The organism is Maritalea myrionectae DSM 19524 (assembly GCF_000423365.1).
GTDB classification, from domain to species: domain Bacteria; phylum Pseudomonadota; class Alphaproteobacteria; order Rhizobiales; family Devosiaceae; genus Maritalea; species Maritalea myrionectae.
Genome location: NZ_AUHV01000003.1, coordinates 134,537 through 157,089 on the forward strand (window position 1 = coordinate 134,537; position 22,553 = coordinate 157,089).

Sequence of the window (22,553 nt, forward strand, 5' to 3'; positions counted from 1 at the left end):
GGACATATTTCTTGCAATAATTACAACAATTACTCCGGATATTTGATGACTTTTGATTTTAGTCTAAAGCGATTTTTATTGGTTTATTTCTTGGTGTTTTCGGCGCTTTGTTTTGCATCATATTTAATGACATTTTCTGCACTAAAAACGATTACCGCAGTAAACTACCTTCTCTTAATCGCCGCAGCAGCTGCTGCATTTGACACTGGCTACCGCTGGATTAATTCAAAAAGTTCGCCTATAGATAGTGACAGCTGGACGCAGGCGAAAAAGATGACTTTAGTCGAGATTTTTGCGTCCCTTCCTGTCATGGCCATACAGTTATTATTGTTTCTAATCCTAACTGGTCCGCACGAAATCAGCGGCTTTTCACCTATTTACGCCATTGTTGGCATTATACTCGCGGCACTTAGCCTAGCTTTTTTCTATCTGATCAGCATGGCCGCGAAACGTTTTAGCTTTAAACAAGGTGCTAAGTTTGCACACTCTCGCCGCACAGGCCAAAACAAGTGAATCAAATCACGAAGCTTTACGCCCAACCCCTTGCCCCATAAAATAAAATCCCTACCTTAAGGGGAGCATTTGAGTTGAGGAATCCTGCCTGATGGCCAATTGGACCGATGAGACCCGCATCGCCCTGGATAATATGCGCGACAGCGTCACCGGTCTGTTTGTGCCCACCATTCGGCTGGGCGTTACGGGCCTGTCCCGCGCGGGCAAAACCGTGTTCATCACCTCGATGATTCAAAATCTGATCGAGGGCGACAATCTCTCCCTGTTCGGGCCACTGGCTGAGGGGCGGCTGATTGGCGCGCAGCTCAGTCCGCACCCCAATGCCGCCATGCCGCGCTTTGCTTATGAGGAGCATTTGAAAGCCCTCAAAGGCGAAGATCGCCACTGGCCACAATCCACACGGCAGATTTCGCAAGTGCGGCTGACGCTCAAATTCCAGCCCGATCATTGGGCCACCGCTTGGGCAGGACCGCGCGAAGTGCATCTGGATATTGTTGATTATCCCGGCGAGTGGCTGCTCGATTTGCCCCTACTCGACAAAAACTATCGCGAATGGTCGGACGATGCGTTGCAAAAGGCACACGCCCCTGCCCGCGCCAATATCGCTGAATCCTGGCTCAATCTCACCTTGAAGGCAGATGCCTCTGCCCCGCTGGATGAAGAGCTGGCCACGCGCCTCTCCAACGCCTTTAAAGCCTATTTGCAGGCCTGCCGCGCTGATGAACATGCCTTGAGCGCCCTGCCGCCCGGCCGCTTCCTGATGCCCGGCGATATGGAAGGCTCCCCCGCCCTCACCTTTGCGCCACTGCCCGCGCCGGACGCCACGCCGAAAAGCGACAGCCTTTATGCGCAAATGGAGCGCCGCTACGAGGCTTACAAAAACATCGTGGTGCGCCCCTTCTTCCGCGATCATTTCGCGCGGCTCGACCGTCAGATCATTCTGGTCGACGCCCTCACCGCGCTCAATGCCGGCAGCGACGCGGTGACGGATTTGGAAAAAGCCCTCGGCGAAATTTTGATCTGTTTTAAAACCGGCAACAATCCGCTGTGGACCAGCTTTTTCTCCACCCATATCGACAAGATTCTGTTTGCCGCCACCAAGGCAGACCATATGCCCCACACCAATCATGATCGGTTGGGCGAAGTGTTGGGCCTGCTGGTCAAAGGTGCGCGCCAACGCGCCCATTATCAGGGGGCCGAAACCCAATCCATGGCCCTCGCCGCCATCCGCGCCACCCATGAGGGGGAAGTGGAACACGAAGGCAAAATGCTCAAAACCATCATCGGCACGCCGCAAAAGGGCGAAAGCCTGGGTGACAAAACCTATGACGGCACCAGCGAAATCGCTCTATACCCCGGCAACTTACCGGAAAACCCGGAATCAATTTTTGAGGACGAGCAAAGCTATAAGGGCAAGCTCAAATTCCTCCGCTTCCGCCCGCCCGTGCTCGACAATGCCACCCGGCAAAAATCCGGCCTGCCCCACATCCGGCTGGACCGCGCGCTCGATTTCCTCTTGGGAGATAAATTGCAATGACCGATCCGTTCGCCGTCGATCTCTCCCCCAAGGACGAGAAGAAAAAGCCCGAAACAGACGAGATTGGCCCGCTGGCCTTTGAGGTCGATCAGGCCATCAATGTCAGCACCGAGATTGAGCCGGAGGCAGATCTCGCCACCGCGCCAAAACGTTCCTTTTGGCCGCGCCTGTTCTGGGGAAGCCTCAGCCTGCTGATCACCCTCGGCATCGGCCTGGCGCTCGAGCGGCTGGTGCGCGATCTGTTCAGCGCTTATCCGGCCCTCGGCTATGTCGGCCTCGGCCTTGTCGCGCTGATGGTGGTCGCCCTGTTGGGCCTCATCATCCGCGAATTTCTCGGCCTCCGCCGCCTCAAAACCCTCGCCAAGCTGAAGCACGAGGCCAGCGCCGCCCACAGTGGCAAAAACCTGCCCGAGGCGCAAAAGGCGGTGGAGCAACTCCGCGCCCTTTATGACGGCAACCCAGCCATGGCCCGGCAATTGGCCGAGTTTGACCGCCACGCCAAAGACATTCTGGATGGCGACCAATTGCTTGAATTTGCCGAGCGCACCCTGCTCGTCCCGCTCGATCAAAAGGCCAAAGCCATCATCGCCAATTCCGCCCAGCGCATTTCGCTGGTCACCGCCGTCAGCCCCCGCGCCTTTTTTGACATTATGTTCGTGCTCTATGAAGCCGCGCGCCTCACCCGCCGCATCGCCCAGCTCTATGGCGCCCGCCCTTCCTTTTTCGGCTTTATTGAAATGTCGAAATCGGTGATGGCCCATCTGGCGCTCACGGGCGGCGTCGCCCTGGGCGACAGCGTGGTGCAGCAATTGCTGGGCCACGGCCTCGCCGCCCGCCTGTCCGCCAAGCTCGGGGAAGGGGTGATCAACGGGTTGATGACCGTGCGCGTCGGCATCGCCGCCATCGCCGTGATCCGCCCGCTGCCCTATATGCTGAAAAAAGGCCCCGCGGTCAGCGATTTCCTCCCCGCCCTCACCAGGCTGGCGAAAGATCAGGATCAAACCGAAAACGCGTCCTAAGCGCCATATTCATCCCGTCGGCGCACCCACGCCATCGTATAATCCAACTCGGCTTCGTCACGCCCCTTTGGCGCCATATCGAGATAGGCATAAACGCTGTTCACGGGCTCAACGCCACGGCCAAATGTTGAATAGGTGTGGTAGATGCCCTCATCGTCTTTGTAAAAAGCGCTAATCCCCGGCCGCTCGCCCACAAGGTCAGGTGCCGGACGATAATTATACTGCTTATCCGGCTGCGCTTCCTCAAACGACACGCCAAAATCAAAGTTAAACGGGCTGCTGGCCGCAGAGACCCAATCGAAACGCCATCCCATCCGCTTTCGATAAGCCTGCAACCGATCCAACGGCCCGCGCGACACCACTTTGAACGCCACATTGCGCGCCGCAAAATGCGCGTCATTGCCATCAAAGCTATCGGCCCAAAAGGAACAACTCGGGCAACCGGCTTCCCAGTCCGGCCCATACATAAAATGATAGATCAACAACTGATCATGCGGCCCAAACAAATCCTCCAATCGCTCCGGTCCCCGCACCGTTTCAAACGCATAATCCTTATCCAGTTTGACAAAGGGCAGTTTGCGCCGTGCTGCCGCCACCTCATCCTGAAGCCGCATCAACTCTTTCTCCCGCGCCAATAATTCTTGTCGCGCCTTCAACCATTCCTGGCGTTCCACAACTCGCTTGTCCATAAGAAGTCCTCCGACCTAAGTGTGCATACCTTATAGGTCGCTTGGCAAATCGCAATTTCGACACAAGGTGACGACTTTTGCGCTTGACTGGTTGGACCAGTCCGCCTACTCCAAATCAATGAGCATCTTTGTCAAGCATCGCGCCTTTTTGCGCTCGCCCTATTTTATGCTGATCCTCATGGCCATCGCCATGCAGTTCAGCTTTGCCGCATGGCAAAATTTCCTCAACAATTTCGCCCACGATAAGGCCGCCTTCACCGGCGCCAATATGGGCTTGCTGCAATCTATTCGGGAAATTCCGGGCTTTCTCGCCTTCACCGCGGTGTTTGTGTTGCTCCTTTTGCGCGAGCAAACCTTTGCCCTGATCTCGCTCGCCCTCCTCGGGCTAGGCGTTGCCGTCACCGGCTATTTCCCCACGCTGACGGGCCTGTTGATCACCACCTTCATCATGTCCGTGGGCTTTCATTATTATGAGACGATGAACCAGTCTTTGCAGCTGCAATGGCTGCCCAAGGCAACCGCGCCACGCCAATTGGGCGTTATTCTCGCAGTTGGCTCGTTCGGGCAATTGATGGTGTTCGGCTTGATCATCTGGCTCTATCAATGGGCCAAACTGCCTTATACAGCCTTGTTCGCCATTTTCGGCGGCCTCACGCTGGCGCTGGTGGCCTTTATGGTCTTTTGGTTCCCGCAATTTAAGGAAGACGTGCCGCAGATCAAAAAGATCGTGCTGCGCAAACGCTATTGGCTTTATTACGCACTCACCTTCATGTCCGGCGCCCGCCGCCAAATCTTTGTGGTGTTCGCCGCCTGGATGATGGTGGAAAAATTCGGCTTTGAGGTGCACGAGGTCTCCATCCTCTTCCTCATCAATGTGGCGTTCAACATGTATTTCGCGCCCAAAATCGGCGCCGCCATCATCCGCTTTGGCGAACGCACCGCCCTCACCATTGAATATATCGGCCTGATCTTGGTGTTCACCGCCTATGCGTTCGTGAATGACCCTATCCTCGGCGCCAGCCTTTATGTGATCGACCATTTCTTCTTCGCACTGGCCATTGCGCTGAAAACCTATTTCCAAAAAATCGCCGACCCCCGCGACATGGCCCCCACCGCCTCCGTCGCCTTCACCATCAACCACATCGCCGCCGTGGTCATCCCGGTGGTGTTTGGACTCATCTGGATTACCAACCCTGCGGCGGTGTTCTTAGCGGGTGCGGGCTTCGCGTTTATCTCGCTGTTGTTGGCAAGATTAATACCGCGCCATCCGATGGAAGGGCACGAGACGGTGTTGGGGAAGAAGGCAGTTGTTGTTGGGGAGTAGCTAGCGTCAATCGTTTAAGCTACCAACAACTTCGTCAAACTTTTCATGTTTAGATATTACCCAGTCACAATATAGCTTTTTGATATCCGAGAGACTACCAGACAATCTCGATTTTGCTGCTCTAATCCAGATTTCAAATTCATCTTTCGGCAAACAAGATGCACCCAGCAACAAAGCATTTAGCTCAAATTCTGAAAACTGACTAATCTTGGTTTTGTTTTGCCTAAAATAGGCGACATTATTAATAGAAGCTTGCGCAAGAATAATTTGCCGACCATCTAGCTCTGTGAGACGTTCGACATGACGGAGTTTTCTTGGTGTTGTTGGTATAATCTTCCGGATGTACAACTCGATCAGCCATGCCCTGATGGCGGGAACACTGTGTCCTGCGCCGCTGGAAAGACATTTCAGAACTTCGTCGCCAAATCGAAACTCTTCAAAGTTCACTTTGTCCTTTAGAGCATCAAACAACAGGACAATATCGCGTATAAAAGAAAGAAGATGCTCAAAGTTTTCTACAATGTATTCAACGCAATCCGCGCGCTCAGTTAGTCTTAATGCACGAAATATTGCCCTAATTTTCCCAAAGTCCCATTGCTCCCTTTCAAGTTGCTCTTCAAGCATACCAACCAAGTTCAATGCTCTAAGTTGTTCCAACTCCTCTTCACTTGGCTCATCTTCATCGAAGTAGATCGAACGCACAAGAATATTGAATGCATCCTGCTCGGCCTTTTCAAAAGTATCAGTGGCTTCCTCCTCCAGAAACGTTCGGTACTCTTCGCGATCAAGAACGCGAGTTTTCTGCGCATTCAAAGTCAAACCTTCTGATGCCAAAGTCTCTGCAACAACTGCTAGTACCGAATAAGGGTCTTCGTCCTCCTCGATGTAAATTCTCATATCATCGACAAATCTCGTATAGGGATATTCCTCCGATAATATATGATGATCGAAATCGGTTAATACCGCTTCAGCAATGAGCCTTGATGCGGTGCAACCAACTGGAATACCATAACTTTGCTTGGCTCGAATTGCCTTTATAACTCTTTCTATTAGATTTATCACTTTTTGATTGGGAGAGGCGGTTCGAAGCACATTCTCAATTCGATGAAAATAAATTCGTTGATAAAAATCCGCTATGTCTGTGAAGATTACTTGGTCAAATGTTGAGTCGGCTTCATAATCAATTTGCCATTCAATCCAATCTTTGAAGGTATGACCGACCTCAAAAATAGATCCATCCCCTTGGTCTTTAAATCTGTAGGCAAATGGACCGAAGTCACTATCTGACACTTTAAGCTGTTCAAGTTCAGCACCGACTTCAATAACCGCCGCAGTAAAAAAAATTGTGTCAAGATATGGCAACTGATGGGCCACCCGAAACCCATATCGGCTCTTTGGTGCCAATACTTCAACTGAGCCCGTTGGTGAAAAAGAGTTTAAATCTATTTGCTGTATTTTCTCTACTAACTCATCCCGCATATCAGAAAAAAATCGTAGTTCGATTAGATGCGGAAAGATATCGGTATCTCCAAATCTAACTAGATGATCTATCGCTGACTCAACAGCCTGCTTACTTAAATGTGCACTCAAGAACACTCTCCAAAACTTCTTTATGCCAATAGATTTTTGTTTAAAATCCGAAGTGTAAAACACTATCACCAATAGCGCCAGTCAAGCCCGAATTGGAATGACTTTTATGATGAGGTGTGCCGAAAGTCCCACCTGGATTCCCGCCTTCGCGGGAATGACGGTAGTGGGTGGCGCGGGGGCTGGGGAAAGCAACCAGTGCGCGCGGCCGTTGCGACAATTGTGCCAAATAGGCAGCGTTGGTGGTTGCGGGAACCCTTCCCTCTCCCGTCATCCTCGGGCTTGACCCGGGGATCCAGTTAAGCGCAAATCAAGGCATGAGCGCTTTTGTCTACATCATGGCCAGCCAGAGGAACGGCACATTATATGTGGGCGTGACCAATGATCTGGTGCGGCGCGTGTGGGAGCATCGCGAAGGCCAGGTGGATGGCTTCACCAAGCAACATGATGTGAAAATGCTCGTCCATTACGAGCAGCACGACAATTTCGAAAGCGCCATCACGCGCGAAAAGACGCTGAAAAAGTGGAACCGCAAGTGGAAGCTAAACCTTGTTGAAAAGGGTAATCCAAATTGGACTGACCTTTATGATGTGGTGTGCCAATAGTCCCACCTGGTTTCCCGACATTTTGTCCTCGCGCCAGACGGTCGAGCGAGAATGACGGCGGTGGATGCGGGCAGCCCGTTCCCCTTCCCCGACGTCACCCTCGGGCTTGACCCGAGGGTCCATGATGAGCTGGCCACGCAGGAAATGGGCATGTTCCCCAAATTGTTGAATACTGCTTGTGTAGAGATGCGGAACTGAAAGCGAAGCGGACGTTAGCGCATCTCGCGCACCTTGCGGCAAGTGGAACGGCGTCATGGATACTCGGGTCAAGCCCGAGCATGACGACTGGTATGTGGTCGCAAAATGCGCAATAAAAGCAACTTTAGGTTGAAACATGATATCACACACAAATATTCAGTTCCGCAACCAATTGCAATCAACCCACTGAAAAACCGAAATAACTTCACCCACCAAAAATCCAGCCACGCGTTGCACCACCATACCTCCCCCAAAAACTTATCCCCGCCCCCAAAACCCGTGGTAAAATGGCGCCATCTTCTGCCCCACGCGGTTGTTGACGGACAACGGGGTATATCTGTTTCCCTGTCGCGCAGTCGGCAGGATGCCGAGAACCGACGCAAACAAAGCGATCGCATTCCCCTTCTGCCGGGCCAGCCTGTCCGGCGAGAGGACAGAAAATGCGATCGTAGCGACCGCTATCGGCCCTCCAATTGGCGGGGGTGCCGGGGTAGTGAGCGTAGCGAACGACGGCGGCGCGTAATAATGCCGGGGGTGCTCGGCAGCCACGCGGCGTGAGCGCGTAAACTGCGAGCGTAGCGACCGCTGTCGGCCCTCCCATTATGGCGGGGGTGCCGGGGACGGGAGCGAAGCGACCGGTGGCGGCAATAAACAGACGAATGAAGAAGCGGTTGGTGGGTCGGACGCGACGCACCGCGCCTTTGATTTGATTGCGCCCGACACCGAGGGCGGGCCATCCGGTGCAACGCATCGGGGCGGCCGGGACTATTGGGTCAGCACCCCGCATAATCAGACCAAAACGCGAAAAACGCCGCTGGCGCGAGACGTGAACGGTCTCAATTCTCTGCGCAGCCACGAGCCCCGAAACGTCTCGTGCCCCGCAAACCTTGTCCCCTGAATGCATGTCGCATGTCAGGCGCTTTGGTGTGTCTGCGCGAATGTGCGCGGAAGCGGCAATGAAAATCCATCAACGTGCTGGCAAGGCACATCCGCCCCCACTACGTCATTGCAAGACTTGATCTTGCAATCCATTTGAGTTGTCGGCTTGTAGGAGTTGCAGAGGTAAATATGCCACAGCTTCAGCAAGTCGACAGGTGAAATGGACCCCAAGATCAAGTCTTGGGGTGACGGCGGAGGGTGTGGCTTGTGGCGCGGAAAGCATTGGCGCGTGGCACGAGTCGGCGGGGATGCCGAGGTAGCGAACGCAGTGAGCGACGGCGGCACGTAAAATGCCGGGGATGCCGGGGACGAGAACGAAGTGACCGGTGGCGGCGCGTAATAATGCCGGGGATGCCGGGGTAGCGAACGCAGTGAGCGACGGCGGCGCGTAAAAAAAGCCCCCATAAGCGCATACGCCGGGGGCACCTAAACAAGGCTTGGGCGGCCCAGCCCGGCGCACTTTTGCGCCGCGCCCGCGCAGGTTAGCTGATCGGTGCAAAGCACCGATCAGCGCTCAACCGTGAGCGAGAATCATGCAACCTCGGCGTCGGGCTTTGCGCTCGGCGCCAGAGACACTTTTAATCCATCGAGCTCTTCGCTCATCAGAATTTGGCAGGAAAGACGAGAATTGTCCTTCACATCCGGCACCATGTCGAGCATGTCCTCCTCCTCGTCCGAGGCGGCGTGGAGTTTGTCCTGCCAGTCGGGATCAACAAACACATGGCACGTTGCACAGGCACATGCGCCACCGCATTCGGCTTTGATGGGCAAGCCCCAATCGCGGATCACTTCCATGACGCGCCAGCCTTCCAGCGCTTCCAGCTCATGTTCCTTGCCATTATGGTCGGTGACGTAAATATGCATTATTTCACCCCAAGCTTTTTCTGCAGTTTGGTGGATGAGGTTGTGTATTGGAACACAACTTTTTCATCCGGGTGGATGATTTTCTTGGCCGCCTGCGCCATCAGCGCCGCTTCATGGAAGCCCGACAAAATCAGCTTCAACTTGCCCGGATAATAATTGATGTCACCAATCGCAAAAATGCCCTTTTCCGACGTGGCGAACTTTTCAGTGTCCACCTCGATCAGGTTTTCATGCAGATTGAGGCCCCAATTGGCCACAGGGCCAAGCTTCATGGTGAGGCCGAAGAATGGCATCAAACGGGTCGCCGGCAGGCTTTTCTCGCCGTCAGCATTTTTGATGTTCACTGCGCTGATCTGGCCATTTTCGCCTTCAAGCGAGGCGATCTGGCCCAGCTCAAAGTTGATTTTGCCTTCGTCCACCAGGGCGCGCATTTTGTTCACGCTGTCCGTATGGGCGCGGAAGCTGTCGCGACGGTGCACAAGGGTCAGGCTTTTGGCCAAAGGCGCAAGGTTCAAGGTCCAATCCAGCGCGCTGTCGCCACCGCCAACAATCACAATGTCATGATCGCGGAAATCATCCATTTTGCGCACAGCATAGAAAACAGATTGGTTTTCAAACGCTTCAATGTTCGGCACAGGCGGGCGCTTCGGCTGGAACGAACCGCCGCCAGCAGCGACCACCACAACCTTACAACGGAAGGTTTCGCCCGCATCAGTTTTCACGATGAAGTCGCCATTATCCTGCCGCTCAATCTCATTGACCATGCGATTATAATGGTAAGTCGGGCCGAATGGCTCCGCCTGCTTCAACAAATTATCAGTCAGCTCTTGCCCGGAGATTTCGGGAAAGGCTGGAATGTCATAGATCGGCTTTTCAGGATAAAGCTCAGCGCATTGGCCACCCGGCTTATCCAGAATGTCAATCAAATGGCATTTGATGTCCAGAAGGCCCAGTTCAAACACCGCAAAAAGTCCAACAGGACCCGCACCGACAATCACCACATCGGTGACGATCTCTTGTTCGCTCATTTATTCACTCACTTCGTGTCTTATTCCAGGCGCTGGACCGCCTGCGGTTTAAAGGGTGCTGGACCACCCCAAAAAGATTATTTCACCCGCCGCAAGAAAGGGCGTGTGCCCGCGGGCACCTCAATGTCGCGGCCTGTGGGCTGCATAAACACCGAAACACCTGCAATGGCATCGTTTTCTAGTGCGTTTCGCGTTGGTCCGTCAACAACCACCAGGCTGTCAAAGCCGCACCGGCGCAAAAACTGCACCTGGTCGGTCAATATGTCGCCCCGGGCGCGCAGTTCGCCGTCAAAGCCATATCGCTCGCGCAACAGGCGGGCAGAGGAATATCCCCGACCATCAGCGAATTTGGGAAACTCAACCGCAATCGCCGCAAAGCGATGCACATCGTCCCCAATTTCATGCACATCATCGCCGGGCTGCACAATCAGGCCAAGCGCCCCATTATTGCCCACCAAACGATCTTTGTGCTCAATATATAAGGAAAACGGCATAAAGACATGATCAAGATCAATCAATGCGTCATCGTCTGCAAGATCACGCCATTGATCTTCAACAAATTGACCGTCCTTAAAAAGCGTCTTCATGCTCTGTCCCTTGGCCTGCGGCTTTGCGATCTTGCCGCTCACATCAAAATGAATTCCACATTCGGTTTTGTCGCGCCCACGCCAGCGACCGGAACGAGGGTCCTCCCCCTCCTTCACCATCGAGGTACACGGCGCACAACCGATAGACAAATAGCCCACATTAAACAAGGGATGTGGCGGTAAATCATGCTCGGCGCGATAGGCTTTCACATCCTCAAAATCCCAATAGGCCAACGGGTTGACCTTGATGCGCTCATCGCTGGTCAATTCAAAATGCGGCAGCACCCCGCGATCATTGGTTTGGAAGCGTTTGCGCCCAGTCACCCAGCCGCCATAGGCCTTCAATGCCGCATCCAATGGCTCGGTTTTGCGAATGTGGCAGCAGCTATCAGGATCGGTTTGCCAAAGGTCGCCCTTGGGATCAAACCGCGCCAAGTCGCTGGTATCTGGCTCCAAAAAGCGCACATTGGTCAGGCCCAAGCGCTGCTTCATGGTCTCGACATATTCAAGCGTTTCGGGGAAATGCTTTCCCGTCTCTAAAAACAGCACTTCTTGATGCGGATTGATCTGCGCCACCATATGCAGCAACACAGAAGAATCTGCGCCGAAAGAAGAGACCATCGCGATGGGGTGCGACGTCAATTCTTCCAGCGCAAAGCGCAACACGCTCAGCGCGTCACGCTCATCGAACATGCCATTCAAGGCAACCAATTGAAGATCGCTCAGGCGTTCCTTGGGTACAAAGGCTTGCGCGGCGTTGGCATTAGCCATAAAGCGCCTCCTTGAATGGGGCTTCGCCCAAACGGCGGAACGCATCGAGGAAGGGCTCGTCGGCGTTTTCGCGCTGATCCATATATACGTTCAACAGCTTTTCAAGCGCGTCAGGCACTTCATCACCGGTCACACCACGGCCCAGAATATTGCCAACAGCGGCCTGCTCGGTAGCATCGCCACCCACTGTGATCTGATAAAGCTCAGTGCCTTTTTTCTCCACGCCAAGAATACCGATATGGCCCACATGGTGGTGACCACAAGCGTTGATGCAGCCGGAAATTTTGACTTTCAGCTCACCAAATTCGTTTTCACGATCCGCGAAACGCTTGGCAATATCCTGCGCAATCGGAATAGAACGGGCATTGGCCAAGGCACAATAATCAAGACCCGGGCAAGCGATGATGTCAGAGATCAAGCCCGCATTGCCCTCAGCCAAGCCGATTTCAACCAAACGCTCATAAATGGCGCGCACGTCAGACTTTTTCACATGCGGCAGCACCAAGTTCTGCTCATGGCTGACGCGCAGCTCATCAAAGCTAAACTCGCGGGCCAATTCGGCAATGGCATCCATTTGCGCGTCGCTGGCGTCACCCGGCACCTCGCCCACCGATTTCAAAGAAATGGTGATGGAAGTGTAGCCCGGCTGGCGGTGCTTAAACAGGTTGCGCTTCAAGAACTTCGCATATTGCGCATTCTCCAACGCATGCTGCTCCGCATCCAACACATCATCAGCATCAGCGGCGAATGGCGGGGCGGCGAAATAGGTTGAAATCCGGTCCAGCTCGTCCTGCGGCAGGGTCAACACCCCGTCCTTGAGTTGCGCAAACTCGGCTTCAACTTCTTCGCGGATTTGCTCGATGCCAGTTTCGTGCACCAAAATCTTGATCCGCGCTTTATATTTGTTGTCGCGACGACCATGCAGATTGTAAACACGCAAAATCGCTTCCAGATAGGCCAGCAAATCTTCGTGCGGCACAAAATCATTGATTTCCTTGGCGACCATCGGTGTGCGGCCCAAACCGCCGCCCACAAAGACGCGCCAGCCAACCTGACCGTCCTTCTCATTGGCCATCAAGCCAATATCATGGAACTTCACTGCGGCGCGGTCTTGCTGTGCGCCGGTGATGGCGATTTTGAACTTGCGCGGCAAGAAAGAGAATTCCGGGTGCAAGCTCGACCATTGGCGAATGATCTCAGCCACAGGGCGCGGATCGATAATCTCGTCATGGGCTGCCCCAGCAAACTGGTCAGTCGTCACATTACGAATGCAGTTGCCCGAAGTTTGAATGGCGTGCATTTCGACTTCTGCCAATTCCTCGAGAATTTTCGGCACATCCTGCAGTTTCGGCCAGTTATATTGGATATTCTGCCGCGTGGTGAAGTGGCCATAGCCACGGTCATAGGTGCGGGCAATATGCGCCAATTTGTGCATCTGGCGCGAGTTCAGCGTGCCATAAGGCACTGCAACCCGCAACATATAGGCGTGCAATTGCAGATAAAGACCATTCATCAAACGCAATGGGCGGAACTGATCTTCTGTCAATTCCCCAGCCACACGACGCTTTACTTGGTCCGAAAACTGTTCTGTACGCTCGCGCACAAAGGCGGCGTCAAATTCATCATAGCGATACATAGTCAGCCTCACTCAAATGCTGGCGGCCATAGGTGCCGACGGTTGGGCCATTGGCGCGAATTTGTTCGCGCAAACGGTTGGTTTGCACCAATTGATTGTCGTGCTTTTCAACCGGAATGGCTTCAAGGCTAACCACCTTGTCCTTTTTGGCTGCAGCCGCCAAAAGCTCATCAACTTCCGGCGCTTTATCTTCAAAAATTTGCGCTTGCTGCAAATCCATGCCCCAGCGATCTTTGCCGTAAAAATATACGACGGCGCCGGACAAAAGCTCATTGCCTGTAATTACTTTCATTGCCCCACCTATGCCACTTGCAATGTTTGAGGCAGTTGCGCCTCAAATTGTTGCCAATTGCCGCTAGCAATCGCTTCACCGATGAAAACGATCGCCGGCCCTTCGGCCAATTGTTCTTTTAATTGTTCCGCGCCCGCCAAAGTGCCCAAATGACGGGTGCTGTTTTCACGGCCCGCATTGACCACAACACCCACCGGGGTTGAGCCTGCCAAACCGTGGGAAATCAAATCATTGGCCACATCTGCCAAGATCGACTTGCCCATATAAATGCCCAATGAAATGCCGGACTTTGCCAGGCTCGCCCAATGAGTCACCACTTGACTGTCAGCGCCATGGGCTGTTGCAAATACGATGCCTGAAGAAACATTGCGCAATGTAACAGCGGTTTCGCTGTCAGCCGCCGCGGCCAGGGCCGAGGTAATGCCTGGCACAATGTCGAAATCCACATTGTTGGCCCGCAAATGCGCAATTTCCTCGCCTGCCCGACCAAAGATCATCGGATCGCCAGACTTCAACCGCACCACGCGCTTGCCCTGCTTGGCCAAGTCGACCAGCATCTGATTGATGCGCTTTTGGGTGAAGGAGTGACGGCCTTTGGCTTTACCAACAGCAATGCGCTCCGCATCACGACGGCCCATCTCCACAATGGCGTCTGGCACCAATTGATCATGCACGATGACATCCGCGCTTTGCAGCACACGCTGAGCACGAAGGGTCAGCAAATCTTCTGCCCCCGGGCCTGCGCCCACTAAATGAACAAAGCCATCGCCCTCGGCACGCGCTTGCATCAGCCAATCCGCAAACATGTGCGCATCTTGGTCCTCATCATCAGCGACCAAACGTTCAAACTTCGGCGATGCCAAGAGATCCTGATAGAATTTCCGTCGTTGGTCGCCTGAATGAATGGTGCGCTCAACCTTATGGCGCAACCCACCTGTAAATTTCACGATTTTCCCCAAAGACAGTGGCAACAAGGCTTCGATTTTGGCCCGCACCATCCGCGCCATAACCGGTGCTTCACCTTCAGATGAAATCGCAACGGACAATGGCGCCCGGTCCACTATGGCAGGGGTATAAAAATCGCATTCTTCAGGTTTATCGACCACATTGAGTGGAATGCGATGCGCTTTGGCAGCGGCCTTGGCCAAATCCGCGTCTGGCCCTTCATCACCTGAAAAAACCATCGCCGCACCGTCAAGAATCGCATCCGTGAAAGGCTGTTCCAGCACGGTGACGTCCAAACCGCTAAAATCAGCAAAGATTTTGCGTGCAACCACAATGGTGTGGGCATCGGTTTTCGCCGCCAAGCGGGCCTTTGCCAACGCTTCGGGGCCACCACCGGCAATCACTATTTTTTTGCCCCGCACCTTCATCGATACTGGGAAAATGCCAAGTTTGGTCATCATCGTGCCTCGCTTATTTCTTCCCTTAAAATAAATGAGGCATGATCTATTGCCAAGCTACTGAAATAAAATAGCTTTTTTATTTCCCCTTTCGCAGGCAAAAGGAGAAAAGACAACCCAAAAAGAAAGGGGCGGTGAGCATTTAAAACTCACAATCCGCCCCATTTATAGAATTTTTGCGCCAAATGACGATTTTAGGAATGAAATTCCAAACCAGACTTATGCTTGGTTTTCCGGAACATGGACGACCAGGCCATCCATTTCGTCACTCACCTTGATCTGACATGACAGGCGACTACGGTCATTCACGTCAAAAGCAAAATCCAACATGTCTTCTTCCATCATGGATGGTCCGCCCGTTACGCTCACCCACTCAGGGTCCACATAAACGTGGCAGGTGGCGCAAGTGCACGCGCCGCCGCATTCCGCAACAATACCCGGCACCGCATTGCGAATGGCGTTTTCCATGACAGTCGAGCCATTTTCCGCTTCAACTTCATGCTTGGTGCCATTGGCTTCAACATATGTGATTTTTGCCATGAACATTATCCCTTATCTCTGATCAGCCGCCATATAGCGCTCTCACGCGTTCATGACAACCTCAATGGGGCGAGATAAGTGCGGCTATTCGCCTAAGATATCGTCGATAAACTGGAGTGTGTAGGCCACAGACTGGGCAAGCTGATCATAAATCTTGTCAATTTGCCCCCACTCTTCGCGCAAATCAATCTCAGCCGCACCGCTTAACTCGGCAATTGCCCCGGCACCAACACCCAACGAGGCAGACCGCATAGAATGCAAGGCAATCGTAAGGTTTGGCAACAGGCGGGCTTTGGCCCAATCTGGCTCGAATTTGCGCAATTGCGTCCGATAGAGCTGTAAGATTTCGCTCTCGAGGTTTTTGTTGCCCATGGTCTGCCGTGCTAAAAACGCCAGATCGATTGCACGTCGCGGCGACTTCGCCATTGGGTCCACTAATGTGCCATGATCAAATGCTAACTCAGCCACGGACTTTAACTCCTCGCAAACTAAACTATCCACAACATATCAAACAAGGTTGAATCAAGCTTTAAAGCCTGTAAGTTGCCGATTGGCATAAACATTTTAAATTGTTGGCACTCTTGCGCGTTAACTAATTTTTAATAAAAATGTCTCGATCACCTTCATTTGGTGTATAAAGGCATGATACCAACGTTCGGCGGCGTTGGGTACTGTGGCCCAAAATGCATTATTGTTTTAATGCTTTACCAAGTTCCGGAGGACGCTCCGGCTGTGTTATTTTGCACAAAACTTGCCTCAGCTCACCCTAAAGTTCGCCGGGCATTGTGCGGACGCAAAAGGTAGTATTGAGTATGGCAAAGAACAAAAACTCTTCAAATGATCCAGCCACACTGGCTTTTTCAGCGGTGGAAAGCGCACTGGAGTCCCAATCAGATTCTGATGTAAAATCCAGCAAGGCACCTAAGCTGGATAAACCCAAGGCAGATGAAAAGAACAGCCGGGGCAGACGCACCAGCGAAAGTCGTTCGCGTTCAGCTGAGCGCATCGCCAGTCGTGCCGCCTCTGTTGCCAATGATGATCGGTCGTCCGCCGCCGGCATCCTTTATTCCATGCAGTCCAAGCCCTCTTCCGTGCCATACTGGTTGGCGGCTTTGGCATCAGTATGCTGGATCGCGATTATCGGCACGCTTGGCTATATGCGTTTTGGCGCAGATTTGGCCAACACCCAATTCGCAACACTCGCTCAATCGCCGGACTTTGCCGGTTTTTCCGCACTTTTGTTGATCCCGGTTCTCGCGTTTTTTGCCATCGCGATGATTGTGCGACGCGCCCAGGATTTGCGCCTGGCCGCATCGTCCATGACCCAAGCGGCCCTGCGCCTCACCGAGCCTGAATCAACAGCCACGGCACAGATCACAACTGTGGGCCAAGCCGTGCGCCGCGAAGTCAACGCCATTGGCGACGGGCTGGAACGCGCTCTGTCGCGCGCTGGCGAACTTGAGGTGATGGTGCACAATGAAGTGAACTCACTTGAACGCACCTATGCCGACAATGAATTGCGCATGCGCTCCCTCATCGAAGAACTGGCCAATCAGCGCAATGCGGTGGTGACCAATTCTGAACGCGTCCGCGAAGCAATTTCAGACGTACACTCCGGCTTTTCCCAGCAATTGGACGAAGTTGGCAGCGCCGTTGTTGACAAATTGCGTACAACGGGCGGCGACATCACCCAGTCCATAGCAGGGCAAGGCGATCAGCTGACCAATGCGCTTAAGGAACAAAGCGACCGTTTCGAAAACACAATCGAGAACCGCCGCACCGATTTGGTGACGTCGCTCGATGACAGCACCGAAAAGCTGAATATTGTCGTGGATGAGCGCACAGCCGCCATGGCGTCAGCATTGGCTGAGCAAAGCGCCCAGTTTGACCAGACATTGGCCAATCGCGCCGATCAACTGGCCGACAAGGTGGCGGCACGCACCGAACAGCTCGACAGCACGCTATCGGCGCACAGTGACAATTTTGATCAAACGCTTGCCATGCGCGCGGACGAATTGTCCGAAAAAGTGTCCATGCGCACGCAAGAGCTTGGCGCCACGCTTTCAGAGCAAAACGAGCGCTTCGACAAAACCTTGGTGGAACGCACCGAGCAGCTCTCAAGCGAAGTGGCAGACCGCACTGCCCGCCTCAACCAGGTTTTGAGCGCCCGCGCCACCAACTTTAGCGAAACTTTGGATTCCAAGCGCGACGAGCTGGACAATCTGCTGAACGAACGCACCACTTATATGATGGACGCGTTTGGCGAGCGTCACACCAATTTGGCCCAAACCATTGAGGATCGCACCAACGCCCTCAACGACGTGTTGGCACGCGGCGCAAGCGGCTTTACAGAAAATGTCGACGACCGCATTGCGCGCCTCACCCAATCATTGGAAGATGGCACATCAGAGTTCTCCAGCATCATTGAAGAACGCACCAACCAGCTTTCAGGCGTGTTGCGCGCATCAAGTGAATCTGTGCTGGTCGATCTTAATCTGCGCGGCGAAGAAATCGCCACCAACATGGAAAATGTCGGCTCCAACCTGGCGTCCAAGATTTTGCAAAATGCAGAATACGCCCAGCGCACCTTGGCTGACTTCGGTTCCGGCGTGGATGAGAGCATCTCAATCCAGACCAACAATTTGGAAAGCGCAGTTCAGTCTGCACTGCTGCAATTGGGTGGCACATTGGACGAACGCGCCAATGATGCCCGCGAATTGTTGGCCAACGCAGGTCAGGACACCATTTCACAATTGACCAGCCGCGTGGATGAAGTTGCTGTTATTCTGGACAGCCGCCTCCACTCCATGGACGAGATCATGAGTGAAAAGGGCGAACGCTTGATCACCACGCTCAATGAAAATGAGCAAGGGTTCAAACAGCACGCGCAATCGCTTGAAAGCACAATCAATCAGCGTACATCTGAGTTCAACACTGTGCTGCAAACCAGCGCTGCTGACCTTGATGCGACCATGAAAAACCGCACCAAAGAGTTGGGCTCAACCTTTGAGAAATCCGGTCAACTGTTCCGTGAAAGCATCGACGAGAGCTTGCGCGATGTGAATGACACAATGGAATCACGTTCCAACCACGTGTCACAAATGATCGAAGAGCAAGTGGCCCGTGTAAACGACAATTTGGGCAACCAAATTGATGCGGCCATCGCGCGCTTGTCTGATGCAGAAACTGGTGTCGCGGGTAAAGTGACCGACGCGGTTTCCAACATCGAAGCCAGCACCGAAACACTGGCGGGTCGTGTGGAGAATGCAGTCAGCAGCTCTACTGGCTTGTTCGAAAAAGCAACAAGCGATCTGGACCAAACCATCGGCAGCCGCCTCTCCGCGACAGAGCAACGCCTGGCCGCTGCAGCCAACAATATTTCCACATCCATGCAGGATCGTGCCCAGGAAGCGGAAGAGCGCATCACAGCGGCGACGCAAAGCCTGTCAGATGCCATGGAAGCCCGTGCACGCGGCGCAGAAGAGCGCATCACTGGCGCGACCGAAAGCCTTTCAAGCTCAATCGAATCCCGTGTGGCCGAGAGCGAAGAGCGCATGTCCATGTCAACCGAGCATCTGTCGCGCACCATTGATGACAAATTGGGCACCCTGCCCGATGCCATCGCACAGCGGGCAAATGAGACAGCAACACGCTTGAGTGAAATGAACACCGCGTTCACAAGCAGCTTCGATCAAGCGCTTGAGAATGTGGATGCCGGCGCCAACAAGATTGTGGCGGCCCTGGACGAGAAACTCTCTGGTCTCACCACAGACATTTCGTCCGATGTGGAACGCACCGCATCGCGCATGGATCTGGTGATCCGTGGCGCTATGGAGCAATTGCGTACCGCATCCAGCACAATGGAAGAGCTTGTGTCTGTTCGGGCGGTGAACACCGCAGAAGAACTCAGCGACAAGGCCCGCGCCATGAACCAAGTGGTGGCCGTGCAGTCCGATACCTTGTCAAAACTGATCGACAAGAAAACCACGGACATCGAAGAGCGCCTGGCCAACCAGCAAAACCTTTTGCGCAGTGCATTGGAGCAAAATGCCCGCGGCGCCGAAGAAATCATGGCTTACTCAACATCACGTATCGAAGAAGATGTTACCCAAGCCCTGTCCAAGCTCAACGATTCAAACATGCTGCTGCAACAAGTGTTGGAAACATCAACCAACAATTTGGCCTCTCTCGAAGATGGCGTGGCCAAGCACACAGCTCGCTACTCAGACGCGGTGCGCGAAGCATTGGCCGGCACAGACGATGCAGGCCGCTTGATGGGCGAACATGTGAACGCGCTTCAAAGCACTATTCACGGATTGCTCGAAGAAGTTGGCGAAATCAAGCACGTGCTTGAAGGGCAAACCTCTGGCTTCACCTCTGCAGCCAAAGAGCTTACAGACGCCTCTATTGTTACAGTGGACACCATCGAAGGTGGCCGCACTGCAATGGATGCCCTGGTGGCCGGGTTCACCAGACGCGCTGAAGAGATCGACGCCCGCTTGCGCACCTTTGCAAAATCGCTGTCAGATACTGTTGCTGAAACCGAAAACCGCATTTCAGAAACGCAAGACACGCTTACGCAAACGGTCAGCAATGCGTCCCAAGCTGTCTCCACAAATCTTCGCGATATGACAGAGACTGCTGGCGTAGAGAGCCAACGGGCCACAACAGCCCTGCAACAGGCACAAAAATCTTTGATCGACGAAATGCAGCAATCTATCCAGGCTGCGGTAGAACGGTTCAACGATACATCATCAGCCATGCGCGTAACCGCCAAAGAGCTGAGCGAAGAGTTGAGTTCAACACGCTCAGAGTTGCAACGTGGCGTGATGGAATTGCCAGAAGAAACCAAAGCCAGCGCGGCCAAGATGCGCCAGGTTGTGGCCGAGCAAATCGAAGCGCTTGAAGAGCTCAATAAAATTGTCAACGCACAGCCCGCCGCGCCACGCCAAACGGCGTCTATGGCACCAGCTGCGCCAACAATCGAGCAACGCCCCGCCCCACGGGCCGAGGCACCTTCACAACCGCGCCCTGCGGCACAGGCTGCGCCAAAACGCGAAGAACAGCCAGCGGCCCCTGCATCAAGAGCTCCGCTTGCCCCGCAACCGCAAGCACCAAAGGCGGAACAAAGCTATGAGGATGATATTTCCTCTGAGCAATTGGCTGCCTTGCTTGAAAAGCAGATTGAGGAGCAGGATGCACGTGCCGCAGAAGCGGAACGCAAGCGCGCCGCACAGCCAGCGCCAAGCGCATCGCAAGATGATGAGCAAGGCAGCTGGGTACGTAGCCTTTTGCGCAACGCGTCTGCCAATCAGCAGGCCAGCAGCGCACGTCGCGGCGGCAACCTGAAAAACCTGACCGCTGAGATGGTTGAAGCTGTTGACCACAAAACGCTGGTCGATGCATGGCGTCGCTACCAGAATGGCGAGAGCGGAGTGTTCTCCCGTCGCCTTTATACCCTGCCCGGACAAAGCATTTTTGATGATGTGCGCAAAGCATTGAAGCAAGATCAAGAGTTTGCAGGCACGGCAAAAGACTTTATGGGCGAGTTCGAGCAACTGCTCCGTGATGCCGCCAGCGGCGCTGACCCTGTGCGCGACACACAAGCCTTGCTCACCTCAGACCGCGGCAAGATTTATACGATGCTGGCTCATGCCCAAGGGCGTTTGAACTAAGCAAAGAATAACGATCTAAAACAAAACGGCGCCCCTTTGGGCGCCGTTTTTCATTGCGGTGATCAAATATCTGTAACGCCTTATCGCTAGGCTTCGCTGCGTGGATTGACCAATATGAGCGAGGTGAAAATCAAACCGCCGCCAATCGCCGCAAGCAATGCAGACATCATAAAAGTGGGCGCACCAAATGCCGAGAACACAAAGCCAAAAATCACGATGAAGGTGGCCAAACTCGCCTGCGCTGTTACCTGCACCAAGCTCTGCGCTTCCGCCGCAAAACTCTCTGCTGTCCAGTTTGCCACGAAATTGAGCGTCCCCAAATAGGTGATGCCAAAGGTGATGGCGTGCAGCATTTGCAGCAAGAAGAACCCCCACACCGGTAGATCAAAGCTCATGCCGAACCAGCGTAAAGCTGTGACGCCAGCGGCGAATATCAACAAATGGCGGGCGGAGAAGCGTTTTGCCACACGGGCAAACACAAAGAATGTCAGGATTTCCGCACCCGAACCGATTGCCCAGAGTGGGCCAATAATGGTGGAGGGCAACCCGGAGCGATCCCACAAGATCGAGCCATAAGCATAGAGCGGACCATGGGACGCGACGATAAACGCTGACCCCAAAATGGCCAGCGCAAACCAAGGTCGAAACACATGTTTGATTTCTTGCGCCTGCAGCCGATGCGGCGGCGCCACCACCACTTCAGGCCCAATTGTCTCATCTTCTGGCGCTTTGCTGCGAAACTTGGGCAGCTGCAAGGACATAAGACCGCGGATAAGGCAGAAACTGACAAATAGCGGCAGGAATATGCCGACACCTGAAAGATTGAGCATCCACCCCGAAAAGAGATTGGCGGCCACATAGCCAACGGTGCCCCAAACACGGATCATCGCAAAATCCAGATTGCGCCGACGCGCCATCCGCACCGCAGCGGCATCGGTCACCGGTGCCCCCACCATGAAGGGCAAAACAGTAAGCGTCCAACAAAACAGGATGGCCCAAAAGCCTTGGGCAAAAAACAAGGTGACTGACGCCAAGCCCGAAAGAACGCTTGCCGCAATGATCACCTGTCGCCAGTCGCTCGCCTTATCAGCAATTCGACCAACAAAAATATTGATCAGCACCATCATCCAGATGGGTGCCGAATTGACAAAGCCCACATCGGAATCGCTCAGGCCCTCCGACTTCAGCCAAAGCGGCAAAAACGGTACGGCAATGCCGACGGCCAAGAATTTGAAGGCATAGAAACTTGAGGTGCGTCCTTGATGGGACAAGAACGCTTCGCGCACTGAAAACAGCATAAATTGCCTATCCTAATGGAGTTAAGACCATAAGGTTGCGCTGATTTG

The 22,553-nt window shown here is 53.7% G+C and carries 17 protein-coding genes; 6 read left to right on the forward strand and 11 right to left on the reverse strand.

Annotation, left to right across the window (positions count from 1 at the left end; all coding sequences use genetic code 11):
* The first annotated feature begins 45 nt into the window (after nucleotides 1–45).
* The 3 genes from G549_RS0106610 to G549_RS0106620 all read left to right on the forward strand — a co-directional run bounded on the left by G549_RS0106610 (nucleotide 46) and on the right by G549_RS0106620 (nucleotide 3,069).
* Nucleotides 46–513: a hypothetical protein gene (locus tag G549_RS0106610; RefSeq protein ID WP_156905503.1), complete on the forward strand. Its 468-nt coding sequence runs from the start codon at nucleotides 46–48 to the stop codon at nucleotides 511–513.
* A 91-nt stretch (nucleotides 514–604) separates the two neighbouring features.
* The gene (locus G549_RS0106615) at nucleotides 605–2,050 is read left to right on the forward strand and encodes a YcjX family GTP-binding protein (protein ID WP_027834370.1); all 1,446 of its coding nucleotides are present in this window, start codon (nucleotides 605–607) and stop codon (nucleotides 2,048–2,050) included.
* The gene (locus tag G549_RS0106620; protein ID WP_036221627.1) at nucleotides 2,047–3,069 is read left to right on the forward strand and encodes a YcjF family protein; all 1,023 of its coding nucleotides are present in this window, start codon (nucleotides 2,047–2,049) and stop codon (nucleotides 3,067–3,069) included. The genes G549_RS0106615 and G549_RS0106620 overlap by 4 nt, the downstream gene beginning before the upstream one ends.
* Here G549_RS0106620 and G549_RS0106625 read toward each other — a convergent pair.
* Nucleotides 3,066–3,758: a DUF899 domain-containing protein gene (locus tag G549_RS0106625; RefSeq protein WP_027834372.1), complete on the reverse strand. Its 693-nt coding sequence runs from the start codon at nucleotides 3,756–3,758 to the stop codon at nucleotides 3,066–3,068. The two genes, G549_RS0106620 and G549_RS0106625, sit on opposite strands and share 4 nt — an antisense overlap.
* Nucleotides 3,759–3,876: 118 nt before the next feature.
* Here G549_RS0106625 and G549_RS0106630 point away from each other — a divergent pair, with 118 nt between their 5' ends.
* Entirely contained in the window at nucleotides 3,877–5,082 is a 1,206-nt protein-coding gene (locus G549_RS0106630) for an MFS transporter (RefSeq protein ID WP_027834373.1), read from the forward strand.
* 6 nt (nucleotides 5,083–5,088) lie between these two features.
* On the opposite strand, the gene G549_RS0106635 is transcribed toward G549_RS0106630, so the two are convergent.
* Nucleotides 5,089–6,672 (reverse strand): RNA-directed DNA polymerase, encoded by a 1,584-nt coding sequence (locus tag G549_RS0106635; RefSeq protein ID WP_156905504.1) that lies wholly within the window; start codon nucleotides 6,670–6,672, stop codon nucleotides 5,089–5,091.
* 314 nt (nucleotides 6,673–6,986) lie between these two features.
* Between G549_RS0106635 and G549_RS0106640 the strand changes: the two genes are divergently transcribed.
* Nucleotides 6,987–7,274 (forward strand): GIY-YIG nuclease family protein, encoded by a 288-nt coding sequence (locus tag G549_RS0106640; RefSeq protein WP_027834375.1) that lies wholly within the window; start codon nucleotides 6,987–6,989, stop codon nucleotides 7,272–7,274.
* A gap of 1,668 nt (nucleotides 7,275–8,942) precedes the next feature.
* Here G549_RS0106640 and G549_RS0106670 read toward each other — a convergent pair.
* The 8 genes from G549_RS0106670 to G549_RS19330 all read right to left on the reverse strand — a co-directional run bounded on the left by G549_RS0106670 (nucleotide 8,943) and on the right by G549_RS19330 (nucleotide 16,000).
* Nucleotides 8,943–9,275: a 2Fe-2S iron-sulfur cluster-binding protein gene (locus tag G549_RS0106670; RefSeq protein WP_027834377.1), complete on the reverse strand. Its 333-nt coding sequence runs from the start codon at nucleotides 9,273–9,275 to the stop codon at nucleotides 8,943–8,945.
* Nucleotides 9,275–10,303: an NAD(P)/FAD-dependent oxidoreductase gene (locus G549_RS0106675; protein ID WP_027834378.1), complete on the reverse strand. Its 1,029-nt coding sequence runs from the start codon at nucleotides 10,301–10,303 to the stop codon at nucleotides 9,275–9,277. Before G549_RS0106675 ends, G549_RS0106670 begins: the two co-directional genes overlap by 1 nt.
* A 77-nt stretch (nucleotides 10,304–10,380) precedes the next feature.
* Complete coding sequence (locus G549_RS21650) at nucleotides 10,381–11,661, reverse strand: phosphoadenylyl-sulfate reductase (protein ID WP_084634051.1); 1,281 nt, start codon at nucleotides 11,659–11,661, stop codon at nucleotides 10,381–10,383.
* Nucleotides 11,654–13,297 (reverse strand): nitrite/sulfite reductase, encoded by a 1,644-nt coding sequence (locus tag G549_RS0106685; protein ID WP_027834379.1) that lies wholly within the window; start codon nucleotides 13,295–13,297, stop codon nucleotides 11,654–11,656. Before G549_RS0106685 ends, G549_RS21650 begins: the two co-directional genes overlap by 8 nt.
* Entirely contained in the window at nucleotides 13,284–13,589 is a 306-nt protein-coding gene (locus G549_RS19325; protein WP_051213508.1) for a DUF2849 domain-containing protein, read from the reverse strand. The genes G549_RS0106685 and G549_RS19325 overlap by 14 nt, the downstream gene beginning before the upstream one ends.
* A gap of 8 nt (nucleotides 13,590–13,597) precedes the next feature.
* Nucleotides 13,598–14,992 (reverse strand): siroheme synthase CysG, encoded by a 1,395-nt coding sequence (cysG, locus tag G549_RS0106695; protein ID WP_027834380.1) that lies wholly within the window; start codon nucleotides 14,990–14,992, stop codon nucleotides 13,598–13,600.
* Nucleotides 14,993–15,211: 219 nt separating this feature from the next.
* The gene (locus tag G549_RS0106700; protein ID WP_027834381.1) at nucleotides 15,212–15,532 is read right to left on the reverse strand and encodes a 2Fe-2S iron-sulfur cluster-binding protein; all 321 of its coding nucleotides are present in this window, start codon (nucleotides 15,530–15,532) and stop codon (nucleotides 15,212–15,214) included.
* 84 nt (nucleotides 15,533–15,616) lie between these two features.
* Entirely contained in the window at nucleotides 15,617–16,000 is a 384-nt protein-coding gene (locus G549_RS19330) for a hypothetical protein (RefSeq protein ID WP_156905505.1), read from the reverse strand.
* A 344-nt stretch (nucleotides 16,001–16,344) separates the two neighbouring features.
* Here G549_RS19330 and G549_RS0106710 point away from each other — a divergent pair, with 344 nt between their 5' ends.
* Nucleotides 16,345–21,207: an apolipoprotein A-IV repeat region-like domain-containing protein gene (locus G549_RS0106710; RefSeq protein WP_027834382.1), complete on the forward strand. Its 4,863-nt coding sequence runs from the start codon at nucleotides 16,345–16,347 to the stop codon at nucleotides 21,205–21,207.
* 86 nt (nucleotides 21,208–21,293) lie between these two features.
* On the opposite strand, the gene G549_RS0106715 is transcribed toward G549_RS0106710, so the two are convergent.
* Nucleotides 21,294–22,505, reverse strand: a complete 1,212-nt coding sequence (locus G549_RS0106715) for an MFS transporter (RefSeq protein WP_027834383.1) — start codon at nucleotides 22,503–22,505, stop codon at nucleotides 21,294–21,296.
* Between the last annotated feature and the right edge of the window lie 48 nt (nucleotides 22,506–22,553).

Excerpts from the sequence above, each read along its gene's own strand:
- G549_RS0106700 (WP_027834381.1), bottom strand. The coding sequence starts at position 15,532 with ATGGCAAAAATCACATATGTTGAAGCCAATGGCACCAAGCATGAAGTT.
- G549_RS21650 (WP_084634051.1), bottom strand. The coding sequence starts at position 11,661 with ATGGCTAATGCCAACGCCGCGCAAGCCTTTGTACCCAAGGAACGCCTG.
- G549_RS0106685 (WP_027834379.1), bottom strand. The coding sequence starts at position 13,297 with ATGTATCGCTATGATGAATTTGACGCCGCCTTTGTGCGCGAGCGTACA.
- G549_RS0106615 (WP_027834370.1), top strand. The coding sequence starts at position 605 with ATGGCCAATTGGACCGATGAGACCCGCATCGCCCTGGATAATATGCGC.
- G549_RS0106640 (WP_027834375.1), top strand. The coding sequence starts at position 6,987 with ATGAGCGCTTTTGTCTACATCATGGCCAGCCAGAGGAACGGCACATTA.
- G549_RS0106675 (WP_027834378.1), bottom strand. The coding sequence starts at position 10,303 with ATGAGCGAACAAGAGATCGTCACCGATGTGGTGATTGTCGGTGCGGGT.
- G549_RS0106715 (WP_027834383.1), bottom strand. The coding sequence starts at position 22,505 with ATGCTGTTTTCAGTGCGCGAAGCGTTCTTGTCCCATCAAGGACGCACC.
- G549_RS0106630 (WP_027834373.1), top strand. The coding sequence starts at position 3,877 with ATGAGCATCTTTGTCAAGCATCGCGCCTTTTTGCGCTCGCCCTATTTT.
- G549_RS19325 (WP_051213508.1), bottom strand. The coding sequence starts at position 13,589 with ATGAAAGTAATTACAGGCAATGAGCTTTTGTCCGGCGCCGTCGTATAT.
- G549_RS0106710 (WP_027834382.1), top strand. The coding sequence starts at position 16,345 with ATGGCAAAGAACAAAAACTCTTCAAATGATCCAGCCACACTGGCTTTT.
- G549_RS0106625 (WP_027834372.1), bottom strand. The coding sequence starts at position 3,758 with ATGGACAAGCGAGTTGTGGAACGCCAGGAATGGTTGAAGGCGCGACAA.
- cysG (WP_027834380.1), bottom strand. The coding sequence starts at position 14,992 with ATGACCAAACTTGGCATTTTCCCAGTATCGATGAAGGTGCGGGGCAAA.
- G549_RS0106670 (WP_027834377.1), bottom strand. The coding sequence starts at position 9,275 with ATGCATATTTACGTCACCGACCATAATGGCAAGGAACATGAGCTGGAA.
- G549_RS0106620 (WP_036221627.1), top strand. The coding sequence starts at position 2,047 with ATGACCGATCCGTTCGCCGTCGATCTCTCCCCCAAGGACGAGAAGAAA.
- G549_RS0106610 (WP_156905503.1), top strand. The coding sequence starts at position 46 with ATGACTTTTGATTTTAGTCTAAAGCGATTTTTATTGGTTTATTTCTTG.